Origin of the sequence: Paraburkholderia sp. J11-2, assembly GCF_905220185.1 — a bacterium.
Taxonomy (GTDB): domain Bacteria; phylum Pseudomonadota; class Gammaproteobacteria; order Burkholderiales; family Burkholderiaceae; genus Paraburkholderia.
Window position 1 is genome coordinate 321722 of sequence record NZ_CAJMYY010000003.1, and the last position, 25986, is coordinate 347707.

The window sequence follows — 25986 nt, forward strand, 5'->3', positions numbered from 1 at the left end:
GCGGCGACGCTTAAGACGTGACCGGGCCAACCGCAGCAGCTTCGGGGCGATTGTAATGACCCCCCTGACCATCGCGCAACAAAATTTTCGAATTGCGAGATGCAATTTTATAATGTGAAAAATTGCTGCAGCGCACGCTTAATCGTTCGTGCCCCTGTGCCGATAACGGCCAGTTTGCACCCGTTTATCGGCGATTTACGGCTTTTTTCACGGCATTTCGGCGTCTTACGCTGAGCTACAATCCTTGCCATGTTGACCGAACGGCTTTTCGCACGCTCGGCGCGGCCGCCCGGAACGCCCGGCGAGTCGTCGCCATCTCGCTGGCACCACGGACCCTGGTGGTCGAATTCCTATTTGCTGACGCCGCTCCTGTCGATCCTCGTGTTTTTGATCGTCATGAGCCTGATCTTGTGGAGCCTGAACCGCCGCGAGCAACAGCAGCAGGAAGACACGCTCTACCGCAACGTGGCGTGGGCCCAGCAGCAGATCCGGCTTTCCATGACAGGCGCGCAGGAGCAGCTGCAGGCGCTGGCTCGCGACCTGGCCGCGGGGCATAGCGACCCGCAGTATTTCCAGACGTCCACGACGGACATCATGCAGGGCCATCCCGAGATCCTCTATCTCAACTGGTACACGAGCCAGGAGGAGCCGCGCTGGCCCAACACGGCGATGCCGGTATTCGGCCAGCGCCTCGCGAAGCCGAACGACGCGCAAATGGACGAGGCCGTGAAGGCCGCATTCGCCGAGGCGCGCGCCACGCGCCGCCAGGTGTATTCGCCGCTCATTTACGACGACGTCGGTAACGGTTACATCACGCTGCAAACGCCGGTATACCGCGATCGGGAATTCCTTGGTTCGATCGCGGCCGTGTTCTCAGTCGAAGGCATCCTGAAGCACGACATCCCGCCCGAGCTGTCGGCCAAGTACAAGATCTCGATTCTCGACGCGAACAACCGCGAGCTCGCCACCACCTCGACGCGCCCGCGCCTGCCGCGCGACGTCTACTACGACCTGCCGCTCGACCCGCCGGGCCAGGGCGTTTCGGTGCGCGTGTACTCGTACCCGCAGATGACCAACTTCACGAACAACACGCTCGTGTGGCTGGTTGCCGGTCTGTCGTGTTTCGTGCTGTGGAGTCTCTGGAGCCTGTGGAAGCACACGCGCCAGCGCTTCGAGGCGCAGCAGGCGCTCTACGCGGAAGCGTTCTTCCGCCGCGCCATGGAAAATTCGGTGCTGATCGGCATGCGTGTGCTCGACATGCATGGGCGCATCACGCACGTGAACCCGGCGTTCTGCCGCATGACCGGCTGGGACGAAAGCGACCTCGTGGGCAAGAACGCACCGTTCCCCTACTGGCCGCGCGACGCCTACCCCGAAATGCAGCGCCAGCTCGACATGACGCTGCGCGGCAAGGCGCCCTCCTCAGGCTTCGAGTTGCGCGTGCGCCGCAAGGACGGCTCGCAATTCCACGCGCGGCTTTATGTCTCGCCGCTCATCGATAGCTCAGGCCGCCAGACCGGCTGGATGTCGTCGATGACCGACATCACGGAACCCAAGCGCGCACGCGAAGAACTCGCCGCCGCGCACGAGCGCTTCACCACGGTGCTGGAAAGCCTCGACGCCGCCGTCTCGGTGCTCGCCGCCGACGAAGCCGAACTGTTGTTTGCGAACCGCTACTACCGCCACCTGTTCGGCATCCGCCCGGACGGCCATCTGGAACTCGCGGGCGGTGGCGGCTTCGATTCGGCCAGCGCTTCCTCGGACTCGATCGACATGGTCGACGCGTTCGCCGGCCTGCCCGCCACCGCGCTCACCGAAAGCACGGCGGATGCCCAGGAGGTGTACGTCGAGAGCATCCAGAAGTGGTTCGAAGTGCGCCGCCAGTACATCCAGTGGGTCGACGGCCACCTCGCGCAGATGCAGATCGCGACCGACATCACCACGCGCAAGCAGGCGCAGGAACTGGCCCGCCAGCAGGACGAAAAGCTCCAGTTCACGAGCCGCCTGATGACGATGGGCGAAATGGCCTCGTCGCTCGCGCACGAACTGAATCAGCCGCTCGCCGCCATCAACAACTATGCCTCGGGCACCGTCGCGCTCGTGAAGTCGGGCCGCGGCGCGCCCGAGAACCTGTTGCCCGCGCTCGAAAAAACGGCGCAGCAGGCCGTGCGCGCCGGCATGATCATCAAGCGCATCCGCGAATTCGTGAAGCGCTCCGAACCGAAGCGGCAGGCCGCGCGTGTGGCCGACATCGTCGCCGACGCGGTAGGTCTTGCCGAGATCGAGGCGCGCAAGCGCCGCATCCGCATCGTGACCGACATGCGCTCGCGCATGCCCGTGATCTACGTCGATCCGGTGCTGATCGAGCAGGTGCTCGTCAATCTGCTGAAGAACGCAGCAGAAGCCATGGCCGATGCGCGCCCGAATGCGATCGACCCGGTGATCCGCGTGATCGTGAAACGCGAAGGCGGCAACGTGTGCATCAGCGTCGTCGATCAGGGCCCGGGCGTGGACGAAGCCACGGCCGAGCGCCTCTTCGAACCCTTCTACAGCACCAAATCGGACGGCATGGGCATGGGCCTGAACATCTGCCGTTCCATCATTGAATCGCACCGCGGGCGTCTCTGGGTGGTCAACAACGTCGAATCCGACGGCCACATCAGCGGCGCAACGTTCCATTGCAGTCTGCCCATCGGCGAATCGGACACCCCCTCGCGGAACACCGACGAACCGACTCCACAAACCGTTACGGGAGAGCCATGAACAGCCCAGTCACCACCCAGGAAACCGTCTTTGTTGTCGATGACGACGAGGCCGTACGAGACTCCCTGCGATGGCTCCTCGAAGCGAACGGCTACCGCGTCCAGTGTTTCAATAGCGCGGAGGAGTTCCTCGAGGCCTACCAGCCGGCACAACAGGCCGGCCAGATCGCCTGCCTGATTCTCGACGTGCGTATGTCGGGCATGAGCGGTCTCGAATTGCAGGAACGTCTGATCGCAGAAAACGCCGCGCTGCCGACCATCTTCGTGACGGGCCACGGCGACGTGCCGATGGCCGTTTCGACCATGAAGAAGGGCGCGATGGACTTCATCGAGAAGCCCTTCGACGAAGCCGAACTGCGCAAGCTCGTGGAGCGCATGCTCGACAAGGCGCGCAACGAAAGCACGAACGTGCAGCAACAGCGCGCGGCCGCCGAACGCCTCGGCAAGCTCACGGCGCGCGAGCACCAGGTGCTCGAGCGCATCATCGCGGGCCGCCTGAACAAGCAAATCGCCGACGACCTTGGCATCAGCATCAAAACGGTGGAGGCGCACCGCGCCAACATCATGGAGAAGCTCAACGTCAACACGGTCGCCGACCTGCTGCGTCTCGCGCTCTCCAACAAGCCGCAACAGGCGCAGCAGTAAGCGCCCCCTTCCCGCGCTGCATTGGCGCGCGCCTCAGCGCGCCAATGCAGCCCGCGGCGTCTCGCCGCGACCCTCCTGCTTCGCCCATCGCCCGTTCAGGTCAGAGCCCGCCCTGCGCGCGGGTATAATGTCGGCCTTCGAATGGCGCCCGCCCTATGCCGCTCGCCCGCACCCCACGCGCGCCAGCGCTCGCGCCCCCACGAGCCCGCATTGCCCACTCTCGACCCCGACCGACCATGACTGCCACTATCATCGACGGCAACGCCCTCTCCAAGAAACTGCGCGCCGACGTCGCCATGCGCGCCGCCGCCCTCACCGCCCGCGGCCATCAGCCGGGACTCGCCGTCGTGCTGGTCGGCGACAATCCGGCGAGCGAAGTCTACGTGCGCAACAAGGTCAAAGCCTGCGAAGACAACGGCCTCTACTCGTCGTACGACCGCTATCCCGAGTCGCTTTCCGAAGCCGACCTGCTCAAGCGCATCGACGAACTGAACCGCGACCCGAAGATCAACGGCATTCTCGTGCAGTTGCCGCTGCCCAAGCACATCGACAGCCACAAGGTCATCGAGGCGATCGCGCCCGAGAAGGACGTTGACGGCTTTCACGTCGCCAACGCGGGCGCGCTCATGACGGGCCAACCGCTCTTTCGCCCGTGCACGCCCTATGGCGTGATGAAGATGTTCGAGGAATACAAGATCCCACTCGAAGGCGCAAACGCCGTGGTGATCGGCCGCTCGAACATCGTCGGCAAGCCCATGGCGCTGCTGCTGCTCGAAAAGGGCGCGACGGTCACGATCTGCCACAGCAAGACGCGCGACCTCGCGAAGCACACGCGCGACGCCGATGTCGTGGTCGCCGCGGTGGGCAAACGCAACGTGCTGACCGCCGACATGATCAAGCCCGGCGCCACCGTGATCGACGTGGGCATGAACCGCGACGACAACGGCAAGCTCTGCGGCGACGTCGATTTCGCTGGCCTCAAGGACGTGGCCGGCTTCATCACGCCGGTGCCGGGCGGCGTCGGCCCGATGACCATCACCATGCTGCTCGTGAACACGATCGAAGCGGCGGAGCGCGCGGCCGCAGCATAAGCATTGTGCGAGCGCGCGTTACAGCATGACGTTCCGGAAGCGGCCCATTACGGGCCGCTTTCTTTTTGCGACGACCGCCCGCGCGCGTCACGCGGGCAGGGATTTCGCCGCCGTTGCGCCACATCTGTTAATTTGCTCGGATAGCCCGGTTGGAAAGTGCACTTGGCGCCCCAATAACCGAAATATCGGGCACGCGCGCGCATGCCGCGCCCCGGTCCCCTAACCCGCGACAGACAGGAACAGGAAGCATCATGGCTACTACCCCCTCCGACAATCCGCTCCTCGATTTCACCGGCCTGCCGCGCTTTGGCGAAATCCGCCCCGAGCATGTGACGCCCGCGCTCGACGTGCTGCTCGCGAACGCAAAGGCCGCGGTGGAGCGCGCCGCGCAGCCCATGACGCCCTCGCAATGGAGCGACGTGGTCGAGCCGGTCGAGCGAGCGAGCGAGCCGCTTTCGCGCGCCTGGGGCGTAGTCGGTCACCTGAACGCCGTCGCCGACACACCCGAACTGCGCGCCGCCCACGGCGAGAACCTGCCGCGTGTGACCGAATTCTGGTCGAGCGTCGGCCAGAATCTCGAACTGTTCAAGAAGTACAAGGCCATCACGAATCACAACTCGTTCGAACTGCTTTCGGGCGAGCGCAAGAAGATCCTCGACAACTCGCTGCGCGACTTCCGCCTCTCGGGCGCGGAGTTGCCCGAAGACCAGAAGCCGCGTTTCGCCGAACTGCAGGAGCGCCAGGCCGCGCTCGCCAAAGCCTTCTCCGACCACGTGCTCGACGCGACCAATGGGTACGCGTTCTACGCGACGAGCGAAGCCGATCTCGTGGGCCTGCCCGAAGACGTGATCGCCGCCGCGCGTGAAGCCGCCGAGCGCGAGAACAAGGAAGGCTGGAAATTCACGCTGCACTTCCCCTCGTACTTCCCGGTGCTGCAGTACTCGGAAAACCGCGCGATGCGCGAAACGATGTACCGCGCCTACGTCACGCGCGCATCGGAACTCGGTCCCGTCTACGGCGGCGGCAAGGCCGAATGGGACAACACGGCGATCATCGAGGAGCAACTGAAGCTGCGCGCCGAAGAAGCGAAGATGCTCGGCTACAACAACTTCGCTGAAGTCTCGCTCACGCCGAAGATGGCGGAAACGCCGGCCCAGGTCATGAGCTTCCTCGAGGACCTCGCCACGCGCGCGCGCCCGCACGCCGAAAAGGACTGGGAAGAGCTGCGCGAATTTGCCGCGAGCGAACTGGGCCTCGCGCAGATCGAACCGTGGGACATGGCGTTCGCCGCCGAGCGCCTGCGCCAGAAGCGCTACTCGTTTTCCGAGAACGAGGTAAAGCAATATTTCCCCGAAGACTTCGTGCTGCAGGGCCTGTTCAAGGTCACGGAAACGCTGTTCGGCGTGCGTATCCGCGCAGACAGCGCGCCGGTGTGGAATCCCGATGTGCGTTTCTTCCGCGTGGAAAATGCGGACGGCACGCTCGTCGCGCAGTTCTATCTCGATCTCTACGCGCGTGAAGGCAAGCGCGGCGGCGCATGGATGGACGACGCACGCTCGCGCCGCAAGCTCGAAGGCAACGGCGTGCAAACGCCCGTCGCGTATCTCACGTGCAACTTCTCGGCGCCGGTGGGCGGCCGTCCCGCGTGCTTCACGCACGACGAAGTCATCACGCTCTTCCACGAGTTCGGCCACGGCCTGCACCACATGCTCACGCGTGTCGATGAACTGGGCGTATCGGGCATCAACGGCGTGGAGTGGGACGCCGTCGAACTGCCCTCGCAGTTCATGGAGAACTTCTGCTGGGAATGGGACGTGGTGCGCGAGATGAGTTCGCACGTTGAAACCGCCAAGCCGCTGCCGCGCGAACTCTTCGACAAGATGCTCGCCGCGAAGAACTTCCAGAGCGGTCTCGGCACGCTGCGCCAGATCGTGTTTTCGATGTTCGACATGGCGCTGCACGTCGACTTCGACGCTTCGAAGGGCAAGAGCGCGAACGACCTGGCGCGCGAGATCAACGAGCGCTATCACGTCATTCCGCAGACTTCGTTCTCGCGTTGGCCGAACACGTTCAGCCATATCTTCGCGGGCGGCTATGCGGCCGGCTACTACAGCTACAAGTGGGCCGAAGTGCTTTCCGCCGACGCCTACGCAGCCTTCGAGGAAGCCGCGCAGGCCGCGAAGTCGAGCGTGCTCGACGAAGCGACCGGCACGCGCTACCGCAAGGAAATTCTCGAAGTGGGCGGCAGCCGCCCGGCGATGGAGTCGTTCAAGGCCTTCCGCGGCCGCGAGCCGAACATCGACGCGCTGCTGCGTCACAACGGCATGGAGCAGCCGCCGGCACAGTCATGATCACGTGACTCGCTCGTAAGCGATCCGAACTAAAACCGCGCATGGGTGTGCAACCCATGCGCGGTTTTTTGTTGCCTTTGCGTTTTATCGATGCAGCCTGAAATCGACGCTTTCCGGCCGCCCCTCGAGCGAAAGCGCCGCGCGCTGTGCAGGTTGCCGGCTCACCACCCTGCCCCGGCTCACGACTGCGAGCCGCGCTGCGCGCAACCGGATCGCCTCGATGGGATCGCGCGCGTCGAGCACGACGAGGTTCGCCGCGCACCCGGGCGCCACGCCATAGCCTTCAAGGCCAAGGATCGTCGCGGCATTCACGGTCACCGCATCGAAGCAGGCGCGCGAGGCGTCGGTGCCCGTCATCTGCGCGACGTGCAGACCCATATGCGCGACTTCGAGCATGTCGCCCGAGCCGAAGCTGTACCACGGGTCCATCACGCAATCGTGGCCGAATGCAACAGTCACGCCTGCCGCCATCAACTCAGGCACGCGCGTCATGCCGCGGCGCTTCGGGTAGGTATCGGAGCGCCCCTGCAGCGTGATGTTGATGAGCGGATTCGCAATCGCCGCGACACCGGATTCGCACATGAGCGGAATCAGCTTGCTCACGTAGTAGTTGTCCATCGAATGCATCGACGTGAGATGCGAGCCGGTCACGCGCCCGTGCAGGCCCAGGCGATGCGTTTGCGCCGCGAGCGTTTCGATGTGGCGCGAAAGCGGGTCGTCGGATTCGTCGCAATGCATGTCCACGCGCAGGCCCTTTTCGGCGGCGAACTCGCAGAGCAGGCGCACCGATTCGGCGCCCTCCGCCATCGTGCGCTCGAAGTGGGGAATGCCGCCTACCACGTCCACGCCCATCGCGATCGCGCGCTTGAGATTGTCGAAAGCGCCGGGGCTGCGCAAGACGCCATCCTGCGGAAACGCCACAAGCTGGAGATCGAGATACGGCGCGACACGGCGCTTCACTTCGAGCAGCGCTTCGACCGCGAGCAGCCGCGCGTCGCACACATCGACGTGCGAGCGGATGGCGAGCAGCCCGCGCGCGACGGCCCAGTCGCAGTACTGAAGCGCGCGCTCGACGAGCGCCTCCTGCGTGAGATGCGGCTTGAGCTCGCCCCACAGCGCAATGCCCTCCAGCAGCGTGCCCGACGCATTCACGCGCGGCAGGCCATACGAGAGCGTGGCGTCCATGTGGAAATGCGCGTCGACGAACGGTGCGCTCACGAGCGCACCCGCCGCATCGATCTCCTCGCGTGCCGCCGCCGCGAGATGCGGTTCCACGGCGGCAATGCGCCCGCCGTCGATGCCGATATCCACCGTGGGATACCCGGCGGGATGGGCATGCGCGAGCACCGCGCGGCGAATGATCAGGTCCATCTGCGGCTCCTTGTTCTGGTCGGGCGGCGAGTGCCTTTCGCTTCGATTCTAGCGACGCCAGAATAGCGCCGCCATCACCGTAACCGGCGGCGCGAGGTCGCAAGCATGCGCTTTCACGGTCCGGGTACTTAACAAACGGACTGTATGCGGGCCGCGCCCATGACCGTACTGCGTCGGATCGGCCCGAGCGTACCTGTACCGCGCGCCGGACACGCCTATACTCGTGCGGACTGACTAGTCCAAGAGCGTGAGAGGGAAATCGATGAAGACGATCGGCGTGATCGGAGGAATGAGCTGGGAATCGTCGGCCGAGTACTACCGGCTGCTGAACCGCCATGCGAAAGCGCGTCTGGGCGGGCATCACAACGCACGCAGCCTGATGGTGACCGTGGACTTCGCGCAAGTCGAGGAACGCCAGCGCGCGGGCGACTGGGACGCGCTCGGCGTGCAGATGGCCGACGCCGCCCGCCAGCTCGAACGCGGCGGCGCGGACATCGTGCTGCTCGCGACGAACACCATGCACCGCGTATGCGCGGCGATCGAGGCGACAATCTCCATTCCCTTCCTGCATATCGCGGACCCGACCGGCCAGGCATTGCGCGCCGCCGGCGTCACGCGCGCGGCGCTGCTCGGCACGCGCTACACGATGGAGCAGGACTTTTATGTGGGACGGCTGCGCGAAGCACACGGTATCGAAGCGATCGTACCGAACGAACACGATCGCGCGGATGTGCATCGCATCATCTATGACGAGTTGTGTCACGGCAATGTGAATGCGCAATCGCGCCGTGTCTACCAGCGCGTCATAGAAGACCTCGCCGCGCGCGGCGCGCAGGCCGTCATTCTCGGCTGTACGGAAATCACGCTGCTGATTGGCCCGAAAGATTCGACCCTGCCGGTATTCGACACCACCGCGTTACATGCGCAGGCCGCGGTGGATTGGTCATTGGGGGGCTAACCGCCTGTCTCGCCTGGCACATCATGACCCGCTGCGAGATGTGTGCGCGGCGGGAAAAAGAAGTCCCTGGGATGACGGCGCAGGCGACTCAACACGTCGCCGAACAGCCGGCGCGTCTCGCCAAAGGTGACGTTGCGCGCGCGCAGCGCGACCCACATCGCAAGACTGAAGCTCACGAACAGGTTAATCGTGCCGATCGCCCAGGTTCCCGCCATGGCGCCCAGGAGCAAGGTCTGGGGTACCGCAAAATCGAGCGAAACGCTCGCGAAACCGGAGTACGTGGACGCAAATGCGACGTGCCGGATGTCGAGCGGCAGCCCGAGCAGCATGCCGGCCACCCATACCGCGCTCAACATGAAACCGAATACGAGGTTGCCGATCAACGCACCGAGGTTACCTCTGACATAGTTGGCAATGCGTTGCAGATTGCGCTCGCCGAACACACGCCTCGCCCAGCGGATGTGTGTAATCCGCTCGGGAATGCGCTCGTAGATGCACAGGTTGTCGCAGTAGCCGTTGATCTGACCGGCAAGGAAAAGACAGACGCCCGCAAGTGCTGCGTAGACCAGCGTGGACGGTTTGAACGCCACCTCGTTGAGCAGTCCCGTGGCCCTGGCGGCGCTGATCAGCGGATGCCCTGTCGCCCACCGGTACGCAAGCCCGATCAACATCGCGACCGGCACGGCCAGCGCCACGTTGCCGAAGATCGCCGCGGTCTGGCTGCGCATGGTTCGCACAACCAGCGTCACGAGGTGCTCGAGGTCGCGCCCGCCCTTGCGGCTGCTGTCCTTGATTGCCGCGGCCAGTACATGGGCCGTCATCGCGGGCTGCTTGGTGGCTACGGTGCCGCGCAGGATGTGAATCAGCACGAAGCCGAGCCCGTAGTTGAGCCCGAAGGCGAACGATTCGTTGAGCGGCGTCCAGCCATACCCGGCAATGATGAACTTGAGCGCCGACATGAAACCGATGATGGAACCGCCGAGCAGCGCCGAACGTAGCAGCGCAAAGTAATCCTTGCGGCTTGCCGCAATATAGTGCTCGCCCGCATGGCCGGCATTTTCGGTCACGCGCAGTGCGATCAACTCGACATTCTGGCGGAAGTAATCGCGCAAATTGTTGCGGCAGCATTCCGCCTGAATGAGCCCGGATGCGAGGTCGGCGATCATCGGCAGCACGATATCGGCCTCGAGCGACTCGCGCAGCGCCGCCACCAGGTCGATCAGCGTTTCGGCACGGGAGAGATGCTGGTTCAAGCGCAGCAGATGCAATGTCAGCGAGACGCTGGTGCCAGCGCGCGCCGCGCGTTTGCGAATCCGGTCGCCGACGGCGCGGCACTGATCCAGCAGCACCGCAACGTGTTGCGAGTCGATGCCGGCGGTGCGGGCGGGCGACGTCTCGAAGCTCGCAATGTAGGCCAGTATTTCCTGATTTTGCGCGATGAATGGCGAGCGTTCCGATTCGAGCATCGGGTCGTGCCGCAGCATTTCGGGCTCGAGGCCAATGGCGGCAATCCGGTAAGACAGCACGCGCAACGCTTCGAGCACTTGATGCAGAGGCTGCACCGCGCCCGGCGCGTCGCGTGCGCATTCTTCCTCTGCGTCTTCGTCGAATCGCAGCGCGCGCAGCAGGTCGGTCCACGCGTCGACACCCACCTCGCGCACCCACAGATGATCGCTTGCGCGCCCGAAGACCTTGGCGATCACATCGCGCAACTGGCCCAGATCGAGCAAATCGGGCAGCAGCGTGCTGCGAACGAGCCGGTGCGTCACTTCGGTGAAAAAACCGTTGTTCGGGAAAATGCCAACGTCCGTATACAGTGCCACCTGCTTGCGCTCGGTCAGCAGGCGCCGCAGCGCGCCGCGCAGCGCGGCTCGATAGTCGCTGCGGTGCTCGAGCAGAAAGCAAAGCGTGTAGACCGCATGTCTGGCCGCCTCGCCATGGAAGGCGCGGCGTGGGCGGATCCTGCTGACGAGATCGCTCAGAAGCACAATGTCTGACTCGCTCGCATCGACGAAGCCATCCAGAACGCGCTCGAGCGCCGACTGATGGGTATCGGAAGTGACGGGTTTCTTCATGGGGTTGCGGGCAAAACGGTACGCACGTTCGGGGGGCGACAAGAGACGAAAAGGCTGCCGCCTGCCGGTCGGCTGGTCAGCAAGCGCCGGCAGGCAGAGAAGGTTAAGGGCTGCTGGACATCGGACAAAGTCGGAAGTCGCCTCGACTTGTCAGCGGTCAAGTCGGCCCGGACACGCCGGAAACGTCGAATGAATCCACCCTGTGAGCGCTGACGTCATGCGAGCGATGGTGGTCACTATGCGCGAGTCGGCCGTCTTGATGAGCGGGATGCGTAAGGTAGAAAAAACCGCTCGCGGCGGTTTCATGGATCGGCACAAAGGCTTGCCGCAACGGGTTACGGAGGAAGCTTCGCGCCTGCGATACGAGGAAGATGTGTGAGTGGCGACGACTGCGGAGCCGTTCGTACCGGATTTCGCTGGGCAACAAAAAACCCGCTCAAGAGCGGGTTCATTTGCGTGACGGTTTGTACGAAAAGCCTGATTAGGCTTTGGTTGCGGGGGTAGGATTTGAACCTACGACCTTCGGGTTATGAGCCCGACGAGCTGCCAGACTGCTCCACCCCGCGTCCGTCAGAGAAAAGAAGTATAAGGTATCGAAGGCCTTCCGTCAAACATCTTTTTCATTCAGGTGACACATCACGCCTTCGACCATCATCGAGCGAGCGCTCGTCACACCGCGATTGCTTCGGACACCCTGGCAAATTGGACTACGCCTGCGCAGGCTCCACCAGCGGCCACACCTCTTCCGCCCAGGCCAGCCACATCTCCTGCGTGTGAATGCCCGCCTTGAGGATCGCATACTGCAACTGCTGCCCGCGCGTGAGCGAAGGCGATCCAAAATCGCGTTGCTCGATCTCCCGATAAGTCGTGAGCCGCGCGCGATTTTCGGCGATGAGCCGCGCGAGCTCCTCGGCGAGGCCGAGCGGCCCGATCACGGCATCGGCACGCAGCTTGAGCAGGAACACGTTGCGCGAGTCGAGGTCGAGCACCGTCTCGCGCGCCCAGCGCGCCACCTCATCGCGCCCCACCGGCAACACGCAATACACCTTCTTGCGCGACGCGGCAGCCGTCTCGTCCTCGACGACCGACACCCACCCCGCCTCGACCATGCGGCCCAGTTCGCGATAGATCTGTTGATGCGTGGCATGCCAGAAGTAGCCGATCGCGCGATCGAAGCGGCGCGCGAGGTCGTAGCCCGACGAAGGCTTCTCCAGCAAGGCGATGAGGATGGCGTGGGGCGTCGACATGCGGCGATTCTAAACCACGCCCCACCCCATGCCGGATCTGTTGCGGATCGAATTTTTCCACTATGCAACTGGTTGCATAGTTTCGGCGGCTTTGCTATGTTTAAGCCTGCCAGCCGGCGCCCACGCCGGCGCAACGCGTCTTGCAACGCGTCACGCAACAAATCACGCGACGGCAGCCGCACCCGGCCGCCGCCCCTGTCAAGGAGATATGGATGTCCCTGCCCGCCGTGCTGCGCCGCGGCCTGTCGATTCCGGTCGTCGGCTCGCCGCTCTTCATCATTTCGAATCCCGATCTCGTGATCGCCCAGTGCAAGGCGGGCGTGGTCGGCTCGTTCCCTGCGCTCAATGCGCGGCCCGAGCCCGTGCTCGGTGAATGGCTGGACCGCATTACCACCGAACTCGCCGAATACAACGCGAAGCACCCGGACGCGCCGGCTGCGCCGTTCGCCGTGAACCAGATCGTGCACAAGTCGAACGACCGCCTCGAGCACGACCTGGGCGTTTGCGCGCAATACAAGGTGCCGATCGTCATTACGTCGCTCGGCGCGCGTGAAGAAGTCAACCATGCGATCCACGCATGGGGCGGCATCGTGCTGCACGACGTCATCAACAACACGTTCGCGAAGAAGGCGATCGAAAAAGGCGCGGATGGCCTGATCGCCGTGGCCGCCGGTGCCGGCGGCCATGCAGGTGTGCTCTCGCCGTTCGCGCTGATCCACGAGATTCGCGAATGGTTCGACGGCCCCCTGCTGCTTTCGGGCGCGATCGGCAACGGCAACGCGATTCTCGCGGCGCAGGCAGCAGGCGCAGACCTCGCCTATATCGGCTCGGCGTTCATCGCCACGCATGAAGCGAATGCCGTCGACGCGTACAAGCAGATGATCGTTGACGGCGCCGCGGGCGACATCGTCTACTCGAATCTCTTCACCGGCGTGCACGGCAACTATCTGCGCCAGAGCATCGTCGCGAGCGGCCTCGATCCGGAAGCGTTGCCGCAGTCGGATCCGTCGGCGATGAATTTCGGCTCGACGCGCGTGAAGCCGTGGAAGGATATCTGGGGCTCGGGCCAGGGCATTGGCGCGGTGAAGAGCGTCGTGCCGGCCGCCGAACTCATCGAGCGTTTGAAGCTCGAATATCAGGCAGCGCGCGTGCGTCTGGGCGTGGCCACCGCACCGCAAGCCGAGGAGCAAGCCGCGCTTTGATGCGCGGCGCGAGGCGGGGGCGATCATGCCGCGCCCGCCTCGCTTCGTCATGAAGCAGCGCGCCTTGTGCGCGCGCGTTATGTGCGCAATTTCACGCGCGCGATTTCCTCTTCGACGTCGCGCAACTGATCCTTGCCGAAGTACATTTCGTCACCGACAAAGAACGTCGGCGAACCGAATGCGCCGCGCTCGAACGCCAACTGCGTATTCGCCAGCAACGCGGCTTTCACGTCGGCGTCCTGAATCGCCGTTTCAAACGCGGTGGCGTCGAGACCATCTGCCTGGAGCGCTGTGCGGATCACCGCAGCGTCGTCCATCTTGAGCCCCTCTTCCCACATGTGCGCGAACATACGGTCGACGTAGCGTTCGAACGTGCCGTTACGCTGCGCGGCAATCGCGCCGCGCATGATTTGCAGCGTATTCACCGGAAAGTGCGGATTGCGCCGATAAGCCGTGAGTCCATGCCGCTCGACGAAGCGCCGCATCTCCAGCATCATGAACTTCTGCTTGTTTTCGACACCCGCGAACGCCTCGCCCGGCGAGCGGTTGCCGCTTAGCTTGAAGAGGCCGCCAAGCAGTATCGGCACATAGTCGAAACGCACCTGCTGGCGCGCCTCGATGTCGCCGATCACCTTATGGCACAGATACGCGTTAGGACTGCCGAAGTCGAACAGAAACTGCACGTTGACGTCACCCATTGTGTCTCCCCTATGTAAATTTGCGCAGCTTTGCCCACGCACGCCGACATCCTAAGATACCGGAAACCGGGCTGCCATCAACGAGCGCGAGACAAGCACCATGATGCAAAGAAAGCCGTACCGGTCATCGGCGCAGGCGATAATGGCGCCGAAGTGCACAGAAAGCACACCGTCACCCTATCGAGCCTCACATGAAAATCGCAACGTGGAACGTCAATTCCCTCAAGGTCCGTCTGCAGCACGTCATCGACTGGCTCAACGAGAGCAAGACCGACGTGCTCTGCCTCCAGGAACTGAAGCTCACCGACGACAAGTTCCCCCGCGCCGACCTCGAGGCGCACGGCTATCGCAGCTGGTTCGCGGGCCAGAAGACCTATAACGGCGTGGGCATTCTCGTGCGCGAAGGCCTCTTCGTCGACGAAGCCACGGTCGTGCGCAACATTCCTGGCTTCGAAGATCCGCAACAGCGCGTGATCGCGACGACCATCGGCGATGTGCGCGTGGTGAGCGCCTATTTCCCGAACGGCCAGGCGCCGGGCACCGAGAAGTTCGCGTACAAGCTGCAATGGCTCGACGCCATGCACGACTGGCTCGCGCAGGAAATGCAGCGCTACCCGAAGCTCGCGCTGCTCGGCGACTACAACATCGCGCCCGAAGACCGCGACGTGCACGATCCGAAGGCCTGGGAAGGCCAGAACCTCGTCTCGCCCGAAGAACGTACGCAGTTCCGCCGGCTGATCGAACTGGGCTTCGTCGACGCGTTCCGCCAGTTCGAGCAGCCCGAAAAGATCTTCACGTGGTGGGATTACCGCATGTTCGCGTTTCGCCGCAACGCGGGCTTGCGCATCGATCACATTCTGCTTTCGCCCGCGCTCGCGGGGCACCTCACCGCATGTGAAGTCGACAAGGTGCCGCGCAAGTGGGAACAGCCTTCGGATCACACGCCGGTCATCGCCACGCTCGATGTCGCCGGCTAAACGCCCGCCTTACCAGCTTCCCGCGAGCGTGGTCCACAGAAAGCGATAGACGAGCGCGTCATATTCTGCGCGCTCGAGCGAATCGCTGCCGGGGCCGTGGCCGCCTTCGGTGTTCTCCAGATACCAGACGTTCGCGTGCCCCTGCTTCTCCATGCGCGCGACCATCTTGCGCGCGTGCGAGGGGTGGACGCGGTCGTCGCTCGTCGACGTGGTAAACAGCGACGGCGGATACGCAACACCGGGCTTAACATGGTGGTAAGGCGAGTAAGCGGCGAGTGCGCGCGATTCTTCGGCATCCTCAGGATCGCCATATTCGTCGATCCATGACGCGCCCGCATGCAGCAGCGGGTAACGCTGCATGTCGAGCAACGGCACCTCGCACACCACCGCGCCAAACAGTTCGGGACGCTGCACCATGCACGCACCCACAAGCAGTCCGCCGTTGCTGCCGCCCTTGATACCCAGTTGCGCAGCGCTCGTATAGCCATCGGCGATCAACTGTTCGGCCACGGCGATGAAGTCGTCGAACGAGCGCTGGCGATGCTCGCGCTGCGCCTCGACGTGCCAGGCCGTGCCGTACTCGCCGCCGCCGCGAATGTGCGCGATCGCCACGACACCGCCCTGCTCCAGCCAGCCGATGCCCGAGCCCACCAGATATTGCGGCGTGAGCGCGATCGCGAAGCCGCCATAGCCCGTGAGCAGGCACGGCGACGCCTGGCGGGAACCGGCGTCCAATACGGCCTTCGGACCAATCACGGTGAACGGTACGCTCGTGCCGTCGGCCGAGCGCGCGTGCGAGCGAATGACCGTGAGCGGTCCGGCATCGAACTGCGTGGGCCAGCGGTCGAGCAATTCCCACTGCTGGAGATCGGTTTGCGCGAGATCGGCCAACCAGTATTCGGGCGGCAGCAGGTAATCGTCGACGTCGACGAATACCTCGTCGTTGAGCGTGTCTTCAATGGGCGAGACGTCCACCTGCGAACTCGCACGTGCGGGAAACACGCGAGACTCCCAGCGCCACGCGCCATCCTCCTGCCGCGGCTGCCAGAGCATCGTGCGGCTCTCCACGTCGTCGAGCCAGGAGACGATCAGGACGTTTAGCGTATTGGTCCAGTCGCATGCCGACGTAACGGGAGTCGGCGTGAAGAGCGCCGTGAAGGCGCGGTCACCTGCGAGGAAAGCGTCCTCGCGAATCACGAGCAACGCGCCGCCCTTGTACGTCACGCCCGCAACGGTCCAGTCGAGGCGCGGTTCGAGCAGCAGCCAGCCATGCCACGCGCCCACCGAGACATGCGTGGGCACGTCGTACACTTGCCAGTCGCCACGCTCATCCAGGCGATAGGTATAGGAATCGAAGAAGTCGACGCTGCGCACCACGTCGTGGCGCTTTTCAACCGGGTCGTAGTCGCCCTCGACGCTGATGTCGTCGAACTCGCCGCTGAATACCACCGGCGCGTCCGCGAGCGCCGTGCCGCGCGTCCAGCGGCGCACCTCGCGCGGGTAGCCCGAGCGCGTGAGCATCTTCTTGCCGGCTTTGCCGCCCGCATCCCAGCCCAGGTACACGGTATCGCGATCGATCCACGAAATGATGTGCTTGCCTTCCTTCGCAATCGCGAAGCCATCGCTCACGAATTCGCGCTTCACGATATCGAACTCGCGCACGATGACTGCGTCGGAACCGCCATCGGAGAGCTGGATCAGCGCACGGTCGCCGTCCGGGTAAAGGACGTCGATACCCGCACACACCCATGGCTTCCCTTCTTTCGCACCGAGCGCGTCGAAGTCGATGAGCGTTTGCCACTGCGGCTTGTGAGCGCGCCAGTCGGCCCAGAGCGCGCGGCGCCACAGGCCCTTGGGATTGTCCTCGTCCTCCCACAGGTCGTAGGCCCACTGCTGCCAGCGGCTCGGGATCACGGGCCGCTCGCGAGGCAGGTAGGCCTGCGCGAGGCGCTTTTCCAGCGCCTCGAAACGCGCACCGCCCTGCCACGCGGCGCGCGTGCGCGCATTCTGCGACTCGACCCAGGCCATGACGGCGGGGTCGTCGAGCGATTCGAGCGAAAGGAAGGGGTCGGCCTCGGCGGGCCAGGGAGAAGTCACGGGCATGATCGGTCGTCGACAGGAAAACAGCGTCGATTATGCCCTGTGTGCGCACCGGCGCACTGCGCAGCGGGCCGGCTCGCATTGCGCGAGGCCGGCCCGTTGCCACATGCTAACGCACGCTCATTCCAGATTGAGTTCCTGGATCTTGCGCGTAATGGTGTTGCGTCCAATGCCAAGACGCTCGGCGGCCTCGACCTTGCGACCGCGCGTGAAATCCAGCGCCTCGCGGATCACGGCGGCTTCGAAGCGCCGCGAGAGTTCGTCCATCACGTCGGCGCTGTTCTCGCGCAAGAGACGCGCGACTTCCGTGCGCAAACCGCTCTCCCACACGCTCAGCGTCGCCACGGCAGCCGCGGCACCGTTAGACGCGCCGAACGCAGGCGTGCCGAACACCACGCCGCCCGAGACGCCGCCCATGGCGCCAGGCAAGCCCGCGCCCGCCAAAGCACCCGCAACGGGCGATGCAGCGCTCGCGCCATTGGCCGCCGCACTGGCTTCGGCCGCGGCATCGCCGAGATGCGCCGCCGCACTCGCAGAGCCGTGCGCAGGCACGAGGTCAGGCGGCAGATCCTTGATCTCGATGGTCTGCGCGGGCGCCATCACCGTGAGCCAGTTCGCGAGATTCTCGAGCTGGCGCACGTTGCCCGGAAACGGCAGCGCGGACATCCAGGCAAGCGCCTCGTCGGAGACGCGCTTGGGCTCCACGCCCAGTTCGCGCGCGCTCTTCTGGAGGAAGTGGCGCGTGAGCAACGGAATGTCCTCGCTGCGTTCGCGCAGCGCGGGCAAACGCAGGCGAATCACGTTGAGCCGGTGATACAAGTCCTCGCGGAAGAGGCCCTGGCGCACACGCGTTTCGAGATTCTGGTGCGTCGCGGCGATCACGCGCACGTTCGCGCGCAGCGGATTGTGTCCGCCCACGCGGTAGAACTGCCCGTCCGAGAGCACACGCAAGAGGCGCGTTTGCAGATCGAACGGCATGTCGCCGATTTCGTCGAGGAACAACGTGCCGTTCTCGGCCTGTTCGAAGCGGCCCTGGCGCATGGCCTGCGCGCCCGTGAACGCACCGCGCTCGTGGCCAAACAGTTCGGATTCCAGAAGATCCTTCGGAATGGCGGCAGTGTTCAGCGCAATGAACGGACCGTTCGCGCGTGGGCTATGTCGGTGCAAGGCGCGCGCGACAAGCTCCTTTCCGGTGCCAGACTCGCCCGTGATGAGCACGGTGGCCGCCGAATGCGAAAGCCGTCCGATGGCGCGGAACATGTCCTGCATGGCCGGCGCCTGGCCGAGCATCTCGGGCGCCTCAGCGGGACGCTCGTCCCACTGCTGCTCGCCGCGCATGCTTTCGTCCACGGCGCGGCGAATCAGCTCGACGGCCTTGTCGACGTCAAAAGGCTTGGCGAGATACTCGAACGCGCCGCCCTGAAACGCGGCGACCGCGCTGTCGAGGTCCGAGAACGCCGTCATGATGATGACGGGCAACCCCGGCACACGCTCGCGCACCGTTTGCAGCAGCTCGAGGCCCGAGCCGCCCGGCATGCGGATGTCGGAGACGAGCACCTGCGGGCTGTCGTGATCGAGCGCGCTCGCGGCTTCGCGCACGTTCGAAAAGCTGCGGGTCGCGAAGTTCTCGCGGGCAAGGGCCTTTTCGAGCACCCAGCGTATCGATTGGTCGTCGTCTACTATCCAGATCGGCTTCATAAGATCGGTCAGAAGTCCTGGTGGCGTGCGGTATCGGTAAATCCGTTAACAACTTGAGTCGTTGTTTGTTCAACTATCAAGCGGCAGCAATATCTGAAACTCGGTGTGGCCCGGCCGGCTATCCACTTCGATGAGTCCGTCGTGCTGCTGGACGAACGTCTGCGCGAGCGTAAGGCCGAGACCGCTGCCATCCTCGCGTCCGGAAACGAGCGGATAGAAGATGCGGTCGCGAATATCTTCGGGAATGCCGGGTCCGTTGTCAGTGATATGCAAGTCCAATGCCAGCTTGCACAGGCGTTTCGAAATCGTGATCTTGCGCGCAACACGCGTGCGCAATTCGATGCGCGCGTCGCCCTGCGAGATACGCTCGCGCAGCGCCTGCGCCGCGTTGCGCACGATGTTCAGCAGTGCCTGGATCAGCTGCTCCTTGTCGCCGCGCAGGTCGGGCACGCTCACGTCGTAGTCGCGCTCGATCGTGAGGCCGCGCGGGAATTCCGCGAGGATCACGGCGCGCACGCGTTCGCACACTTCGTGAATATTCACGTCGCCCACGATATGCGGATGACGGTGCGGCTCCAGCAGCCGGTCGACGAGCGTTTGCAGGCGGTCCGACTCCTTGATGATCACCTGCGTGTACTCGCGCAATTCGTCGCGCTCCAGCGCGCCAAGCTCGAATTCGAGCAGTTGCGCGGCGCCGCGAATGCCGCCGAGCGGGTTCTTGATCTCGTGCGCGAGATTGCGAATCAAATGCTTGTTCACGGCCGTGAGGTCGTGAATGCGCTCCTCGCGATCGCTGCGCAGATGCCGCTCGTTCTCGAACAGTTCGAGCAACACATAGTCGGGCGCGCTTTCGAGAAAGCCCACCACCACATGCACGTTCAGCGGCTCGCGGCCAAGGCGTTCTAGCGAAGCGTCGAGCCGCGTTGCGTGAAAGCGATGCTCGGCGATCGACGCGATCGTCGAAAGCAATTCGTCCGCGTTCGAGAAGAGATCCGACCACGCCATCTGCGCGAGTTGACGGCGCGAGAGATCGAGCATCGCCTCCGCCGAAGGATTCGCGAAGGCGACACGCAGCGTGCGCTTGTCGAGCACGAGCACGACCGTGGGCAGCGCCTCGAAGCCGGGCAACAGGCCCGACTCGATGAGCGGCGCGTCGCCGGAGAGCGGTTCGGCGTGGCCCTTTCTTGCCTTGATCAGATTCTTGAGCACCATGTTTCAGGCCGGCCGCCACGCGGCGCACCGGCTACGGTCCTGGTCGTTAGTACTGTTCAATGAGCGGGTCGGCGTGCATCAAGCGCCCAACGAAAAAGGGACGGCACCGCCGTCCCTTGGAGACCAACGCCTAAGCGTCCTGCGAGTCGTACAAACTGAACCGGCGCTTCGCTGTACAGCGTGCAGCGAAGCGCCATCGCCAATTACAGCGAGTAGTACAGTTCGAACTCGACCGGGTGCGTGGTCATACGCACGCGTTGCAGTTCGCTTTCCTTCAGCGCGAGGTACGCGTCGATCATGCCGTCGGTGAACACACCACCGCGCGTCAGGAACTCGCGATCCTTGTCGAGCGCTTCGAGCGCCTGGTCGAGGCCGGCGCAAACGGTCGGGATCTTTGCATCCTCTTCCGGCGGCAGGTCGTACAGGTTCTTGTCGGCGGCTTCGCCCGGGTGGATCTTGTTCTGCACGCCGTCCAGACCTGCCATCATCAGTGCCGAGAAGCACAGGTACGGGTTGGCGAGCGGATCCGGGAAGCGCGTTTCGATACGGCGGCCCTTCGGGTTCGACACGTGCGGAATACGAATCGACGCCGAACGGTTGCGTGCCGAGTAAGCGAGCTTGACCGGCGCTTCGAAGTGCGGAACGAGACGCTTGTACGAGTTCGTGCCCGGGTTCGTGATGGCGTTCAGCGCGCGAGCGTGCTTGATGATGCCGCCGATGTAGAACAGCGCGAATTCCGACAGGCCTGCGTAGCCGTTGCCCGCGAACAGGTTCTGGCCGTCCTTCCAGATCGACTGGTGAACGTGCATGCCCGAACCGTTGTCGCCAACGACCGGCTTCGGCATGAACGTCGCCGTCTTGCCGTACGTGTGCGCCACGTTGTGGACGATGTACTTCAGTTGCTGCGTCCAGTCCGCGCGCTGAACCAGCGTCGAGAACTTCGTGCCGATTTCGTTCTGGCCCTGGCCCGCCACTTCGTGGTGGTGCACTTCGACCGGAATGCCGATCTGCTCGAGCAGCAGACACATTTCCGAACGGATGTCCTGGAACGTGTCGACCGGCGCGACCGGGAAGTAGCCGCCCTTCGTGCCCGGACGGTGACCCGTGTTGCCGCCTTCGATTTCGCGACCCGACGACCACGGTGCTTCATCCGAGCCGATCTTCACGAAGCAGCCCGACTGATCCGTGTTCCACTGGACCGAATCGAAAATGAAGAATTCCGGCTCCGGACCGAAGAAGGCGGTGTCGCCGAGACCCGTGCTCTTCAGATAGGCTTCAGCGCGCTTTGCCAGCGAGCGCGGGTCGCGCTCGTAGCCCTTGCCGTCGGCCGGCTCAACCACGTCGCAGGTCAGGACCAGCGTCGATTCTTCGTAGAACGGGTCGATGAAGGCCGTGTTCGGGTCCGGCACGAGCAGCATGTCCGAGGCTTCGATGCCCTTCCAGCCGGCGATCGACGAACCGTCAAACGCATGACCCGACTCGAACTTGTCTTCGTCGAATGCCGACAGCGGAACCGAAACGTGCTGCTCCTTGCCGCGCGTGTCCGTGAAGCGGAAGTCGACAAACTTGACGTCTTCGTCCTTGACGAGTTGCATGACGTCGGCCACGGATTTACTCATAACCTATTCTCCTGATTAACGATTTCGGCGAACGCTGCCGCCGTCCCAATCTTGTTGATCCTCGCCGGCCGCCTCCTTCCCAGGTCCGTCCTGCTGACCTCGACTGGCCGGCTGCGAATCGATCGAGACATATAAAGCAGCTTCCGTGCCATGCATGCGCCAACGTGGCGCAAATCCCTTTCGCGACACACACTTGCAATCAAAAATCGTGCGCCGCGCTTTTGTGGAGCCACCAAGGTGGCGACTCATCGGCACCAAATTCGTGCAATCCCGAATTTGGCGCGCGAATCTCTCTTTATTATGGTGCAAAACGCCTCGCATGCACCAACTTAATGCATTCCGCCCTTTATGTTGGTCAAGCACCGCGCGGTTGCGGTTTTGCGTTGCCCGGACTGGCCGCCTCGCTCCGTCCCCACGCGCTAGAATGGTTTTTTGGTCCAACGCGAAACAGGAGATCCGTTGTCATGAGTACGCTCGAACAGTTGTACGCCCAGGCCGAGAAGCGCCGCGTCGAGAACCAGCTGCCCTACGCGGGCGCGGTATCGCCCGCAGAGGCATTCGAGCTTCTGCAGCTCGACCCGCGTGCGCGCCTCGTTGACGTGCGCACGCGCGCTGAACTCGACTGGGTCGGCCGTCCCGTCGTGGGCGACGGCCAATACTCGCACGTCGAATGGACCCGCTATCCGGGAGGCGTGCCCAACGCCGAGTTCCTCACCCAGCTCAAGAGCGCCGTGGAAACCGACGCACCCGTGCTGTTCCTGTGCCGCAGCGCCGCACGCTCCAAGCTCGCCGCCATCGAAGCCGCAAAGGCCGGCTTCACGAAAGCCTATGACCTGCTCGAAGGTTTCGAAGGCGACAAAGACGGCCAGGGACACCGCAAAACCGTCACAGGCTGGTGCTTCCGCGGCTTGCCGTGGATCGGCGCATAAAGCCCTGAAACTGGCCCGCTGCAACCCAACGGGCCACTCTGAGCGCCCCGTGTGACACGCCGATGATGCGCCGCCAGCCCTACCGCGCTACGCGGCGCACCTTGACTCGCTGACTCAAAAACCGGCGCGCGGCCCGCTGCGGCGCTCGCGATCGGGCGCGCCCTCGCCCGGCGCCGGCGGCTCGACCACATCGCCGCCCAGTTCGTGCACGCCTTCGCGCAGCTTCACGAAGGCGGCCGCCACGGCCTCGGGCTCGCCCTTCACACCCAGATCGATATGCCGGCGCGCGTAAATGCCGCCGCGCTCCGTATCGCCGACGCTCGGCAGGCTGAACACCCGCACGCCCGGAAAATCGCGCTCGATGCACTCCATGAGCGGCGTGAGCGTCGACTCCGGCAACTCGAACACGAGCAGCGACTTCTCGGCGTGCGGCGTCTGGTGATGCAGGTGCGCGTACTTCGTGTCGAGCACCCACTCGATCATCGGCCAGGCCATCACGGGGAAACCGGGCACGAAGTGATGATCGCGGATCGAAAATCCCGGAATCTTGTTGTAGCCGTTCGGGATGATCTCGCAGCCCTGCGGGAACGTGCCCATCTGGAAGCGATGCAGATTCTCGGGCGACTGAAAGTTCACGGGATCGGCGCCCGTGTGCATGTCGCGAATCCGCTCGCGGATCGCCGCCTCGGCATCCGGATGCAGCGCGAGCGGCACGCCCAGCGCCGCGGCCGCGCACTGGCGCGTGTGGTCGTCCGGCGTCGCGCCGATGCCGCCCGTCGAAAATACGATGTCGCCCGAAGCGAACGAGCGCCGCAGCGTCTCGGTAATGCGCACGGGGTCGTCGCCCACGTACTGGGCCCACTCGAGCGAGAGGCCGCGCGCGCCGAGCAATTCGATGACCTTCGGCAGATGCTTGTCGGAGCGGCGCCCCGAGAGAATCTCGTCGCCGATGATGATGACGCCAAATGCCATGTGTCGCCTCGCTGAATTGTCTTGAGTGTGGAGCGTGTTAGTGCACGATCGTCACGTCACCGGATGCCTGCTGCACTTCATGCGCGCGCATGCGCTGAAGCGCGCGCAGACAGTAGTGCCCGAACCAGAGTGCCGTGAACACCAGAATGAACGCGTAAATCCAGATGGTCACCGCCGCGAGCACCGGAAAGAACAGCAGCAGCCACGCGGAGACGGCCCAGATCGCCGTGGGCAACGAGCCGAGCAGCCCGCTCACCACGCCGATCACGAGCAGCGGCAAGCGGTGGCTGCGCACCAGCGCGCGGCGCTCCTCGACGGTTGCGTGCAGCGCTAGCGCGTCGTAGGTCATCACACGATACGTGAGCCAGCCCCACAAGAGCGGCGGAATGAGCGCGAAGAACGGCGGGATGAGCCAGAGCGGCAGCGTCACGATCATGACGATCAGGCAGACGAGGGTCGTGACGAGCGAATAGAACAGACTGCCGTACCAGCTGCCGCCGCGCCGCATCTCGAGCATCGGATACTGGCGCTTCGAAAGATGGCCGATCACGCGCGGCATCGAAATCGCGACGATCAGCAGCAACACCGAAATCACGATGAGCGGAATCGTCAGGATGATGACCAGAAACGGCGCGATCGTCGCGCGCAGCCAGCCAAAGCCGAGTGCGTCGAAGAGATGGTAGAGGTAGGCCGTGGACGACCAGTTCGCGAGCGCGCCGCGCATGAGGTCGAGCAGCGGCTGCCAGAACACATAGAGCACGGCGCCCCACACCGCCGCCGCCACGAGAAATGGCACGAAGGTGAGGAGCAGCATGGCGGGATGGAACACGCTCGCGAGCGCGCGTCCGAACGAGCGCAACAGATCATTCATGCGAGCGGAATAAGGCGAAAAGGACGGGTGGAGAACACAGTGTCGGCGAAATCGGTGCGACCAAGCCGACAGCATAAACCACCGCGCGTACGGCGGGTAAGACGGGTGCGATGAAGGGGAAAGACGCCGCGCCGGCGTTCAGGTCACGGTGGCGTCGTCGTGTGCCTCGGCCCGCGCGGCAGTGGCCGCATGGGAACCCGAACGCAGGCGCCGCGCGATGCGGTTGAACGCATAACCCTGCTGCGCCCAGAAGCCTTCGCCATAGCGCGCGCCTTCGAGCTGGTCGCGAATACCCGTGGGCTCGATCTCGCGATTGAACGACGCGCTGCCGAACATCATGTCCCACCAGGGGAACAGCACGCCGAAGTTGCAGCCGTAGTGGGTGCCTTCATGGCCATAGCCAATGGCGTGATGGCGGCGGTGAAAACGCGGGCTCACGACCAGCCGCTCGCCGAGCCAGCCGAAATGCACGCGAATATTGGCGTGCTGCACGCTCTGCATGAAGTTCGTGAGCGCCACGAGCACCACGAATTGCGCTGGCGGCACGCCAATCACGAGCGCGACGACGGCGAACATGCACGATTGACCGACCACGTCGAGCAGATGGTTGCGGTCATCGCACCAGAGCGACATCTTGCGCTGGCTGTGATGCACGGCATGCAGTTCCCACCAGATGCCGTAGCGATGCGAAAGCCGGTGGTACCAGTAGCTGAAGAAGTCGAGCACCACGAGGTAGATGGCGAATGCCACGAGCGGCTGCGTGGTCACGCCAGGCCAGAGGTTGTCGAGATCCACCGTCTTCACGCCCATGAGCCGCAGCGCGCTCTGCGCGCGGTCGAAGAACGGCTGCATCGTGAAGAAAAACAGCAGGTTCAGAATGCCGAGGCGCGTGATCCAGGTGTAGAGCGCATCCACCCCTACCCCCTTGCGGTCACGCCACTTCTCCGCGGGCAGGAGCGCTTCGAGCGGGCGCAGCAACGCGTACATCAGGCCCACTTCGAGCACGCCCACGATCACCCAGTAGAGCGCGTCGTAGGTGTCTTCGTCCACGTCCATCATGCCGACGTGGAAAAGCAGCGGCTGAATCGCATTGACATAGAGAAGCGTCTGGAGCCACGACACGAGGTCGTCCGCACCCGCAACCACGGCCTGCCCCGCGTGCGCGATCACCGCCAGCCCAGACGCCACCATGTCCACACGTCCTCCCG

At 64.1% G+C, this 25986-nt stretch carries 19 protein-coding genes and 1 tRNA gene; 8 read left to right on the plus strand and 12 right to left on the minus strand.

Annotated features, from left to right (window positions below; translation table 11 throughout):
• Positions 1 to 249: 249 nt before the first annotated feature.
• The 4 genes from fixL to U5A57_RS05890 all read left to right on the plus strand — a co-directional run bounded on the left by fixL (position 250) and on the right by U5A57_RS05890 (position 6849).
• The gene (gene fixL / locus U5A57_RS05875; RefSeq protein WP_321908987.1) at positions 250 to 2763 is read left to right on the plus strand and encodes an oxygen sensor histidine kinase FixL; all 2514 of its coding nucleotides are present in this window, start codon (positions 250 to 252) and stop codon (positions 2761 to 2763) included.
• A complete protein-coding gene (gene fixJ, locus U5A57_RS05880; protein WP_158757559.1) occupies positions 2760 to 3407 on the plus strand; it encodes an oxygen response regulator transcription factor FixJ in 648 nt (215 codons plus the stop codon). Before fixL ends, fixJ begins: the two co-directional genes overlap by 4 nt.
• Before the next feature lie 236 nt (positions 3408 to 3643).
• A complete protein-coding gene (folD, locus tag U5A57_RS05885) occupies positions 3644 to 4498 on the plus strand; it encodes a bifunctional methylenetetrahydrofolate dehydrogenase/methenyltetrahydrofolate cyclohydrolase FolD (protein WP_321908989.1) in 855 nt (284 codons plus the stop codon).
• 251 nt (positions 4499 to 4749) lie between these two features.
• Positions 4750 to 6849 carry a M3 family metallopeptidase gene (locus U5A57_RS05890; protein WP_321908991.1) on the plus strand — a complete coding sequence of 700 codons (2100 nt, stop codon included), beginning with the start codon at positions 4750 to 4752 and terminating at the stop codon, positions 6847 to 6849.
• Between the two features lie 84 nt (positions 6850 to 6933).
• On the opposite strand, the gene U5A57_RS05895 is transcribed toward U5A57_RS05890, so the two are convergent.
• Positions 6934 to 8220, minus strand: coding sequence for an amidohydrolase family protein (locus tag U5A57_RS05895; protein ID WP_321908993.1), 1287 nt, complete (start codon positions 8218 to 8220; stop codon positions 6934 to 6936).
• A gap of 262 nt (positions 8221 to 8482) precedes the next feature.
• Between U5A57_RS05895 and U5A57_RS05900 the strand changes: the two genes are divergently transcribed.
• A complete protein-coding gene (locus U5A57_RS05900) occupies positions 8483 to 9178 on the plus strand; it encodes an aspartate/glutamate racemase family protein (RefSeq protein ID WP_321908995.1) in 696 nt (231 codons plus the stop codon).
• Here U5A57_RS05900 and U5A57_RS05905 read toward each other — a convergent pair.
• The 3 genes from U5A57_RS05905 to U5A57_RS05915 form a co-directional block, all read right to left on the minus strand.
• Positions 9175 to 11253 (minus strand): site-specific recombinase, encoded by a 2079-nt coding sequence (locus tag U5A57_RS05905; RefSeq protein WP_321908997.1) that lies wholly within the window; start codon positions 11251 to 11253, stop codon positions 9175 to 9177. The two genes, U5A57_RS05900 and U5A57_RS05905, sit on opposite strands and share 4 nt — an antisense overlap.
• A 489-nt stretch (positions 11254 to 11742) precedes the next feature.
• A tRNA-Met gene (locus tag U5A57_RS05910) sits at positions 11743 to 11819 on the minus strand.
• A gap of 141 nt (positions 11820 to 11960) precedes the next feature.
• Positions 11961 to 12500, minus strand: coding sequence for a PadR family transcriptional regulator (locus U5A57_RS05915; RefSeq protein WP_321908999.1), 540 nt, complete (start codon positions 12498 to 12500; stop codon positions 11961 to 11963).
• A gap of 212 nt (positions 12501 to 12712) precedes the next feature.
• Here U5A57_RS05915 and U5A57_RS05920 point away from each other — a divergent pair, with 212 nt between their 5' ends.
• Complete coding sequence (locus tag U5A57_RS05920; protein WP_321909001.1) at positions 12713 to 13702, plus strand: nitronate monooxygenase family protein; 990 nt, start codon at positions 12713 to 12715, stop codon at positions 13700 to 13702.
• Between the two features lie 77 nt (positions 13703 to 13779).
• On the opposite strand, the gene U5A57_RS05925 is transcribed toward U5A57_RS05920, so the two are convergent.
• The gene (locus U5A57_RS05925; RefSeq protein WP_321909002.1) at positions 13780 to 14400 is read right to left on the minus strand and encodes a 2-hydroxychromene-2-carboxylate isomerase; all 621 of its coding nucleotides are present in this window, start codon (positions 14398 to 14400) and stop codon (positions 13780 to 13782) included.
• A gap of 191 nt (positions 14401 to 14591) precedes the next feature.
• Between U5A57_RS05925 and xth the strand changes: the two genes are divergently transcribed.
• On the plus strand, positions 14592 to 15377 hold the full coding sequence (gene xth / locus U5A57_RS05930; RefSeq protein ID WP_321909004.1) for an exodeoxyribonuclease III: 786 nt from the start codon (positions 14592 to 14594) through the stop codon (positions 15375 to 15377).
• A gap of 9 nt (positions 15378 to 15386) precedes the next feature.
• Here xth and U5A57_RS05935 read toward each other — a convergent pair whose 3' ends face one another.
• From U5A57_RS05935 to glnA, 4 genes are all read right to left on the minus strand, one after another.
• Positions 15387 to 17480, minus strand: coding sequence for a prolyl oligopeptidase family serine peptidase (locus U5A57_RS05935; RefSeq protein WP_321909006.1), 2094 nt, complete (start codon positions 17478 to 17480; stop codon positions 15387 to 15389).
• Positions 17481 to 17597: 117 nt separating this feature from the next.
• The gene (gene ntrC, locus U5A57_RS05940) at positions 17598 to 19175 is read right to left on the minus strand and encodes a nitrogen regulation protein NR(I) (RefSeq protein ID WP_321909008.1); all 1578 of its coding nucleotides are present in this window, start codon (positions 19173 to 19175) and stop codon (positions 17598 to 17600) included.
• 69 nt (positions 19176 to 19244) lie between these two features.
• Complete coding sequence (gene glnL / locus U5A57_RS05945; RefSeq protein ID WP_321909009.1) at positions 19245 to 20387, minus strand: nitrogen regulation protein NR(II); 1143 nt, start codon at positions 20385 to 20387, stop codon at positions 19245 to 19247.
• A 203-nt stretch (positions 20388 to 20590) separates the two neighbouring features.
• Positions 20591 to 22006 (minus strand): type I glutamate--ammonia ligase, encoded by a 1416-nt coding sequence (gene glnA, locus U5A57_RS05950; RefSeq protein ID WP_042264808.1) that lies wholly within the window; start codon positions 22004 to 22006, stop codon positions 20591 to 20593.
• A gap of 464 nt (positions 22007 to 22470) precedes the next feature.
• On the opposite strand from glnA, the gene U5A57_RS05955 reads away from it, so the two are divergent.
• A complete protein-coding gene (locus tag U5A57_RS05955; RefSeq protein ID WP_321909010.1) occupies positions 22471 to 22935 on the plus strand; it encodes a rhodanese-like domain-containing protein in 465 nt (154 codons plus the stop codon).
• A 114-nt stretch (positions 22936 to 23049) separates the two neighbouring features.
• Here U5A57_RS05955 and U5A57_RS05960 read toward each other — a convergent pair whose 3' ends face one another.
• The 3 genes from U5A57_RS05960 to U5A57_RS05970 all read right to left on the minus strand — a co-directional run bounded on the left by U5A57_RS05960 (position 23050) and on the right by U5A57_RS05970 (position 25969).
• Complete coding sequence (locus U5A57_RS05960) at positions 23050 to 23907, minus strand: competence/damage-inducible protein A (protein ID WP_321909012.1); 858 nt, start codon at positions 23905 to 23907, stop codon at positions 23050 to 23052.
• Positions 23908 to 23944: 37 nt separating this feature from the next.
• Positions 23945 to 24778, minus strand: a complete 834-nt coding sequence (locus U5A57_RS05965) for an EI24 domain-containing protein (RefSeq protein WP_321909013.1) — start codon at positions 24776 to 24778, stop codon at positions 23945 to 23947.
• A 138-nt stretch (positions 24779 to 24916) separates the two neighbouring features.
• Positions 24917 to 25969 carry a sterol desaturase family protein gene (locus U5A57_RS05970; protein ID WP_321909015.1) on the minus strand — a complete coding sequence of 351 codons (1053 nt, stop codon included), beginning with the start codon at positions 25967 to 25969 and terminating at the stop codon, positions 24917 to 24919.
• Positions 25970 to 25986: the final 17 nt, after the last annotated feature.

Excerpts from the sequence above, each read along its gene's own strand:
- folD (WP_321908989.1), top strand. The coding sequence starts at position 3,644 with ATGACTGCCACTATCATCGACGGCAACGCCCTCTCCAAGAAACTGCGC.
- U5A57_RS05890 (WP_321908991.1), top strand. The coding sequence starts at position 4,750 with ATGGCTACTACCCCCTCCGACAATCCGCTCCTCGATTTCACCGGCCTG.
- fixJ (WP_158757559.1), top strand. The coding sequence starts at position 2,760 with ATGAACAGCCCAGTCACCACCCAGGAAACCGTCTTTGTTGTCGATGAC.
- U5A57_RS05925 (WP_321909002.1), bottom strand. The coding sequence starts at position 14,400 with ATGGGTGACGTCAACGTGCAGTTTCTGTTCGACTTCGGCAGTCCTAAC.
- glnL (WP_321909009.1), bottom strand. The coding sequence starts at position 20,387 with ATGGTGCTCAAGAATCTGATCAAGGCAAGAAAGGGCCACGCCGAACCG.
- glnA (WP_042264808.1), bottom strand. The coding sequence starts at position 22,006 with ATGAGTAAATCCGTGGCCGACGTCATGCAACTCGTCAAGGACGAAGAC.
- U5A57_RS05895 (WP_321908993.1), bottom strand. The coding sequence starts at position 8,220 with ATGGACCTGATCATTCGCCGCGCGGTGCTCGCGCATGCCCATCCCGCC.
- U5A57_RS05915 (WP_321908999.1), bottom strand. The coding sequence starts at position 12,500 with ATGTCGACGCCCCACGCCATCCTCATCGCCTTGCTGGAGAAGCCTTCG.
- U5A57_RS05920 (WP_321909001.1), top strand. The coding sequence starts at position 12,713 with ATGTCCCTGCCCGCCGTGCTGCGCCGCGGCCTGTCGATTCCGGTCGTC.
- U5A57_RS05905 (WP_321908997.1), bottom strand. The coding sequence starts at position 11,253 with ATGAAGAAACCCGTCACTTCCGATACCCATCAGTCGGCGCTCGAGCGC.
- U5A57_RS05900 (WP_321908995.1), top strand. The coding sequence starts at position 8,483 with ATGAAGACGATCGGCGTGATCGGAGGAATGAGCTGGGAATCGTCGGCC.
- xth (WP_321909004.1), top strand. The coding sequence starts at position 14,592 with ATGAAAATCGCAACGTGGAACGTCAATTCCCTCAAGGTCCGTCTGCAG.
- U5A57_RS05935 (WP_321909006.1), bottom strand. The coding sequence starts at position 17,480 with ATGCCCGTGACTTCTCCCTGGCCCGCCGAGGCCGACCCCTTCCTTTCG.
- U5A57_RS05955 (WP_321909010.1), top strand. The coding sequence starts at position 22,471 with ATGAGTACGCTCGAACAGTTGTACGCCCAGGCCGAGAAGCGCCGCGTC.
- fixL (WP_321908987.1), top strand. The coding sequence starts at position 250 with ATGTTGACCGAACGGCTTTTCGCACGCTCGGCGCGGCCGCCCGGAACG.
- ntrC (WP_321909008.1), bottom strand. The coding sequence starts at position 19,175 with ATGAAGCCGATCTGGATAGTAGACGACGACCAATCGATACGCTGGGTG.
- U5A57_RS05970 (WP_321909015.1), bottom strand. The coding sequence starts at position 25,969 with ATGGTGGCGTCTGGGCTGGCGGTGATCGCGCACGCGGGGCAGGCCGTG.
- U5A57_RS05960 (WP_321909012.1), bottom strand. The coding sequence starts at position 23,907 with ATGGCATTTGGCGTCATCATCATCGGCGACGAGATTCTCTCGGGGCGC.
- U5A57_RS05965 (WP_321909013.1), bottom strand. The coding sequence starts at position 24,778 with ATGAATGATCTGTTGCGCTCGTTCGGACGCGCGCTCGCGAGCGTGTTC.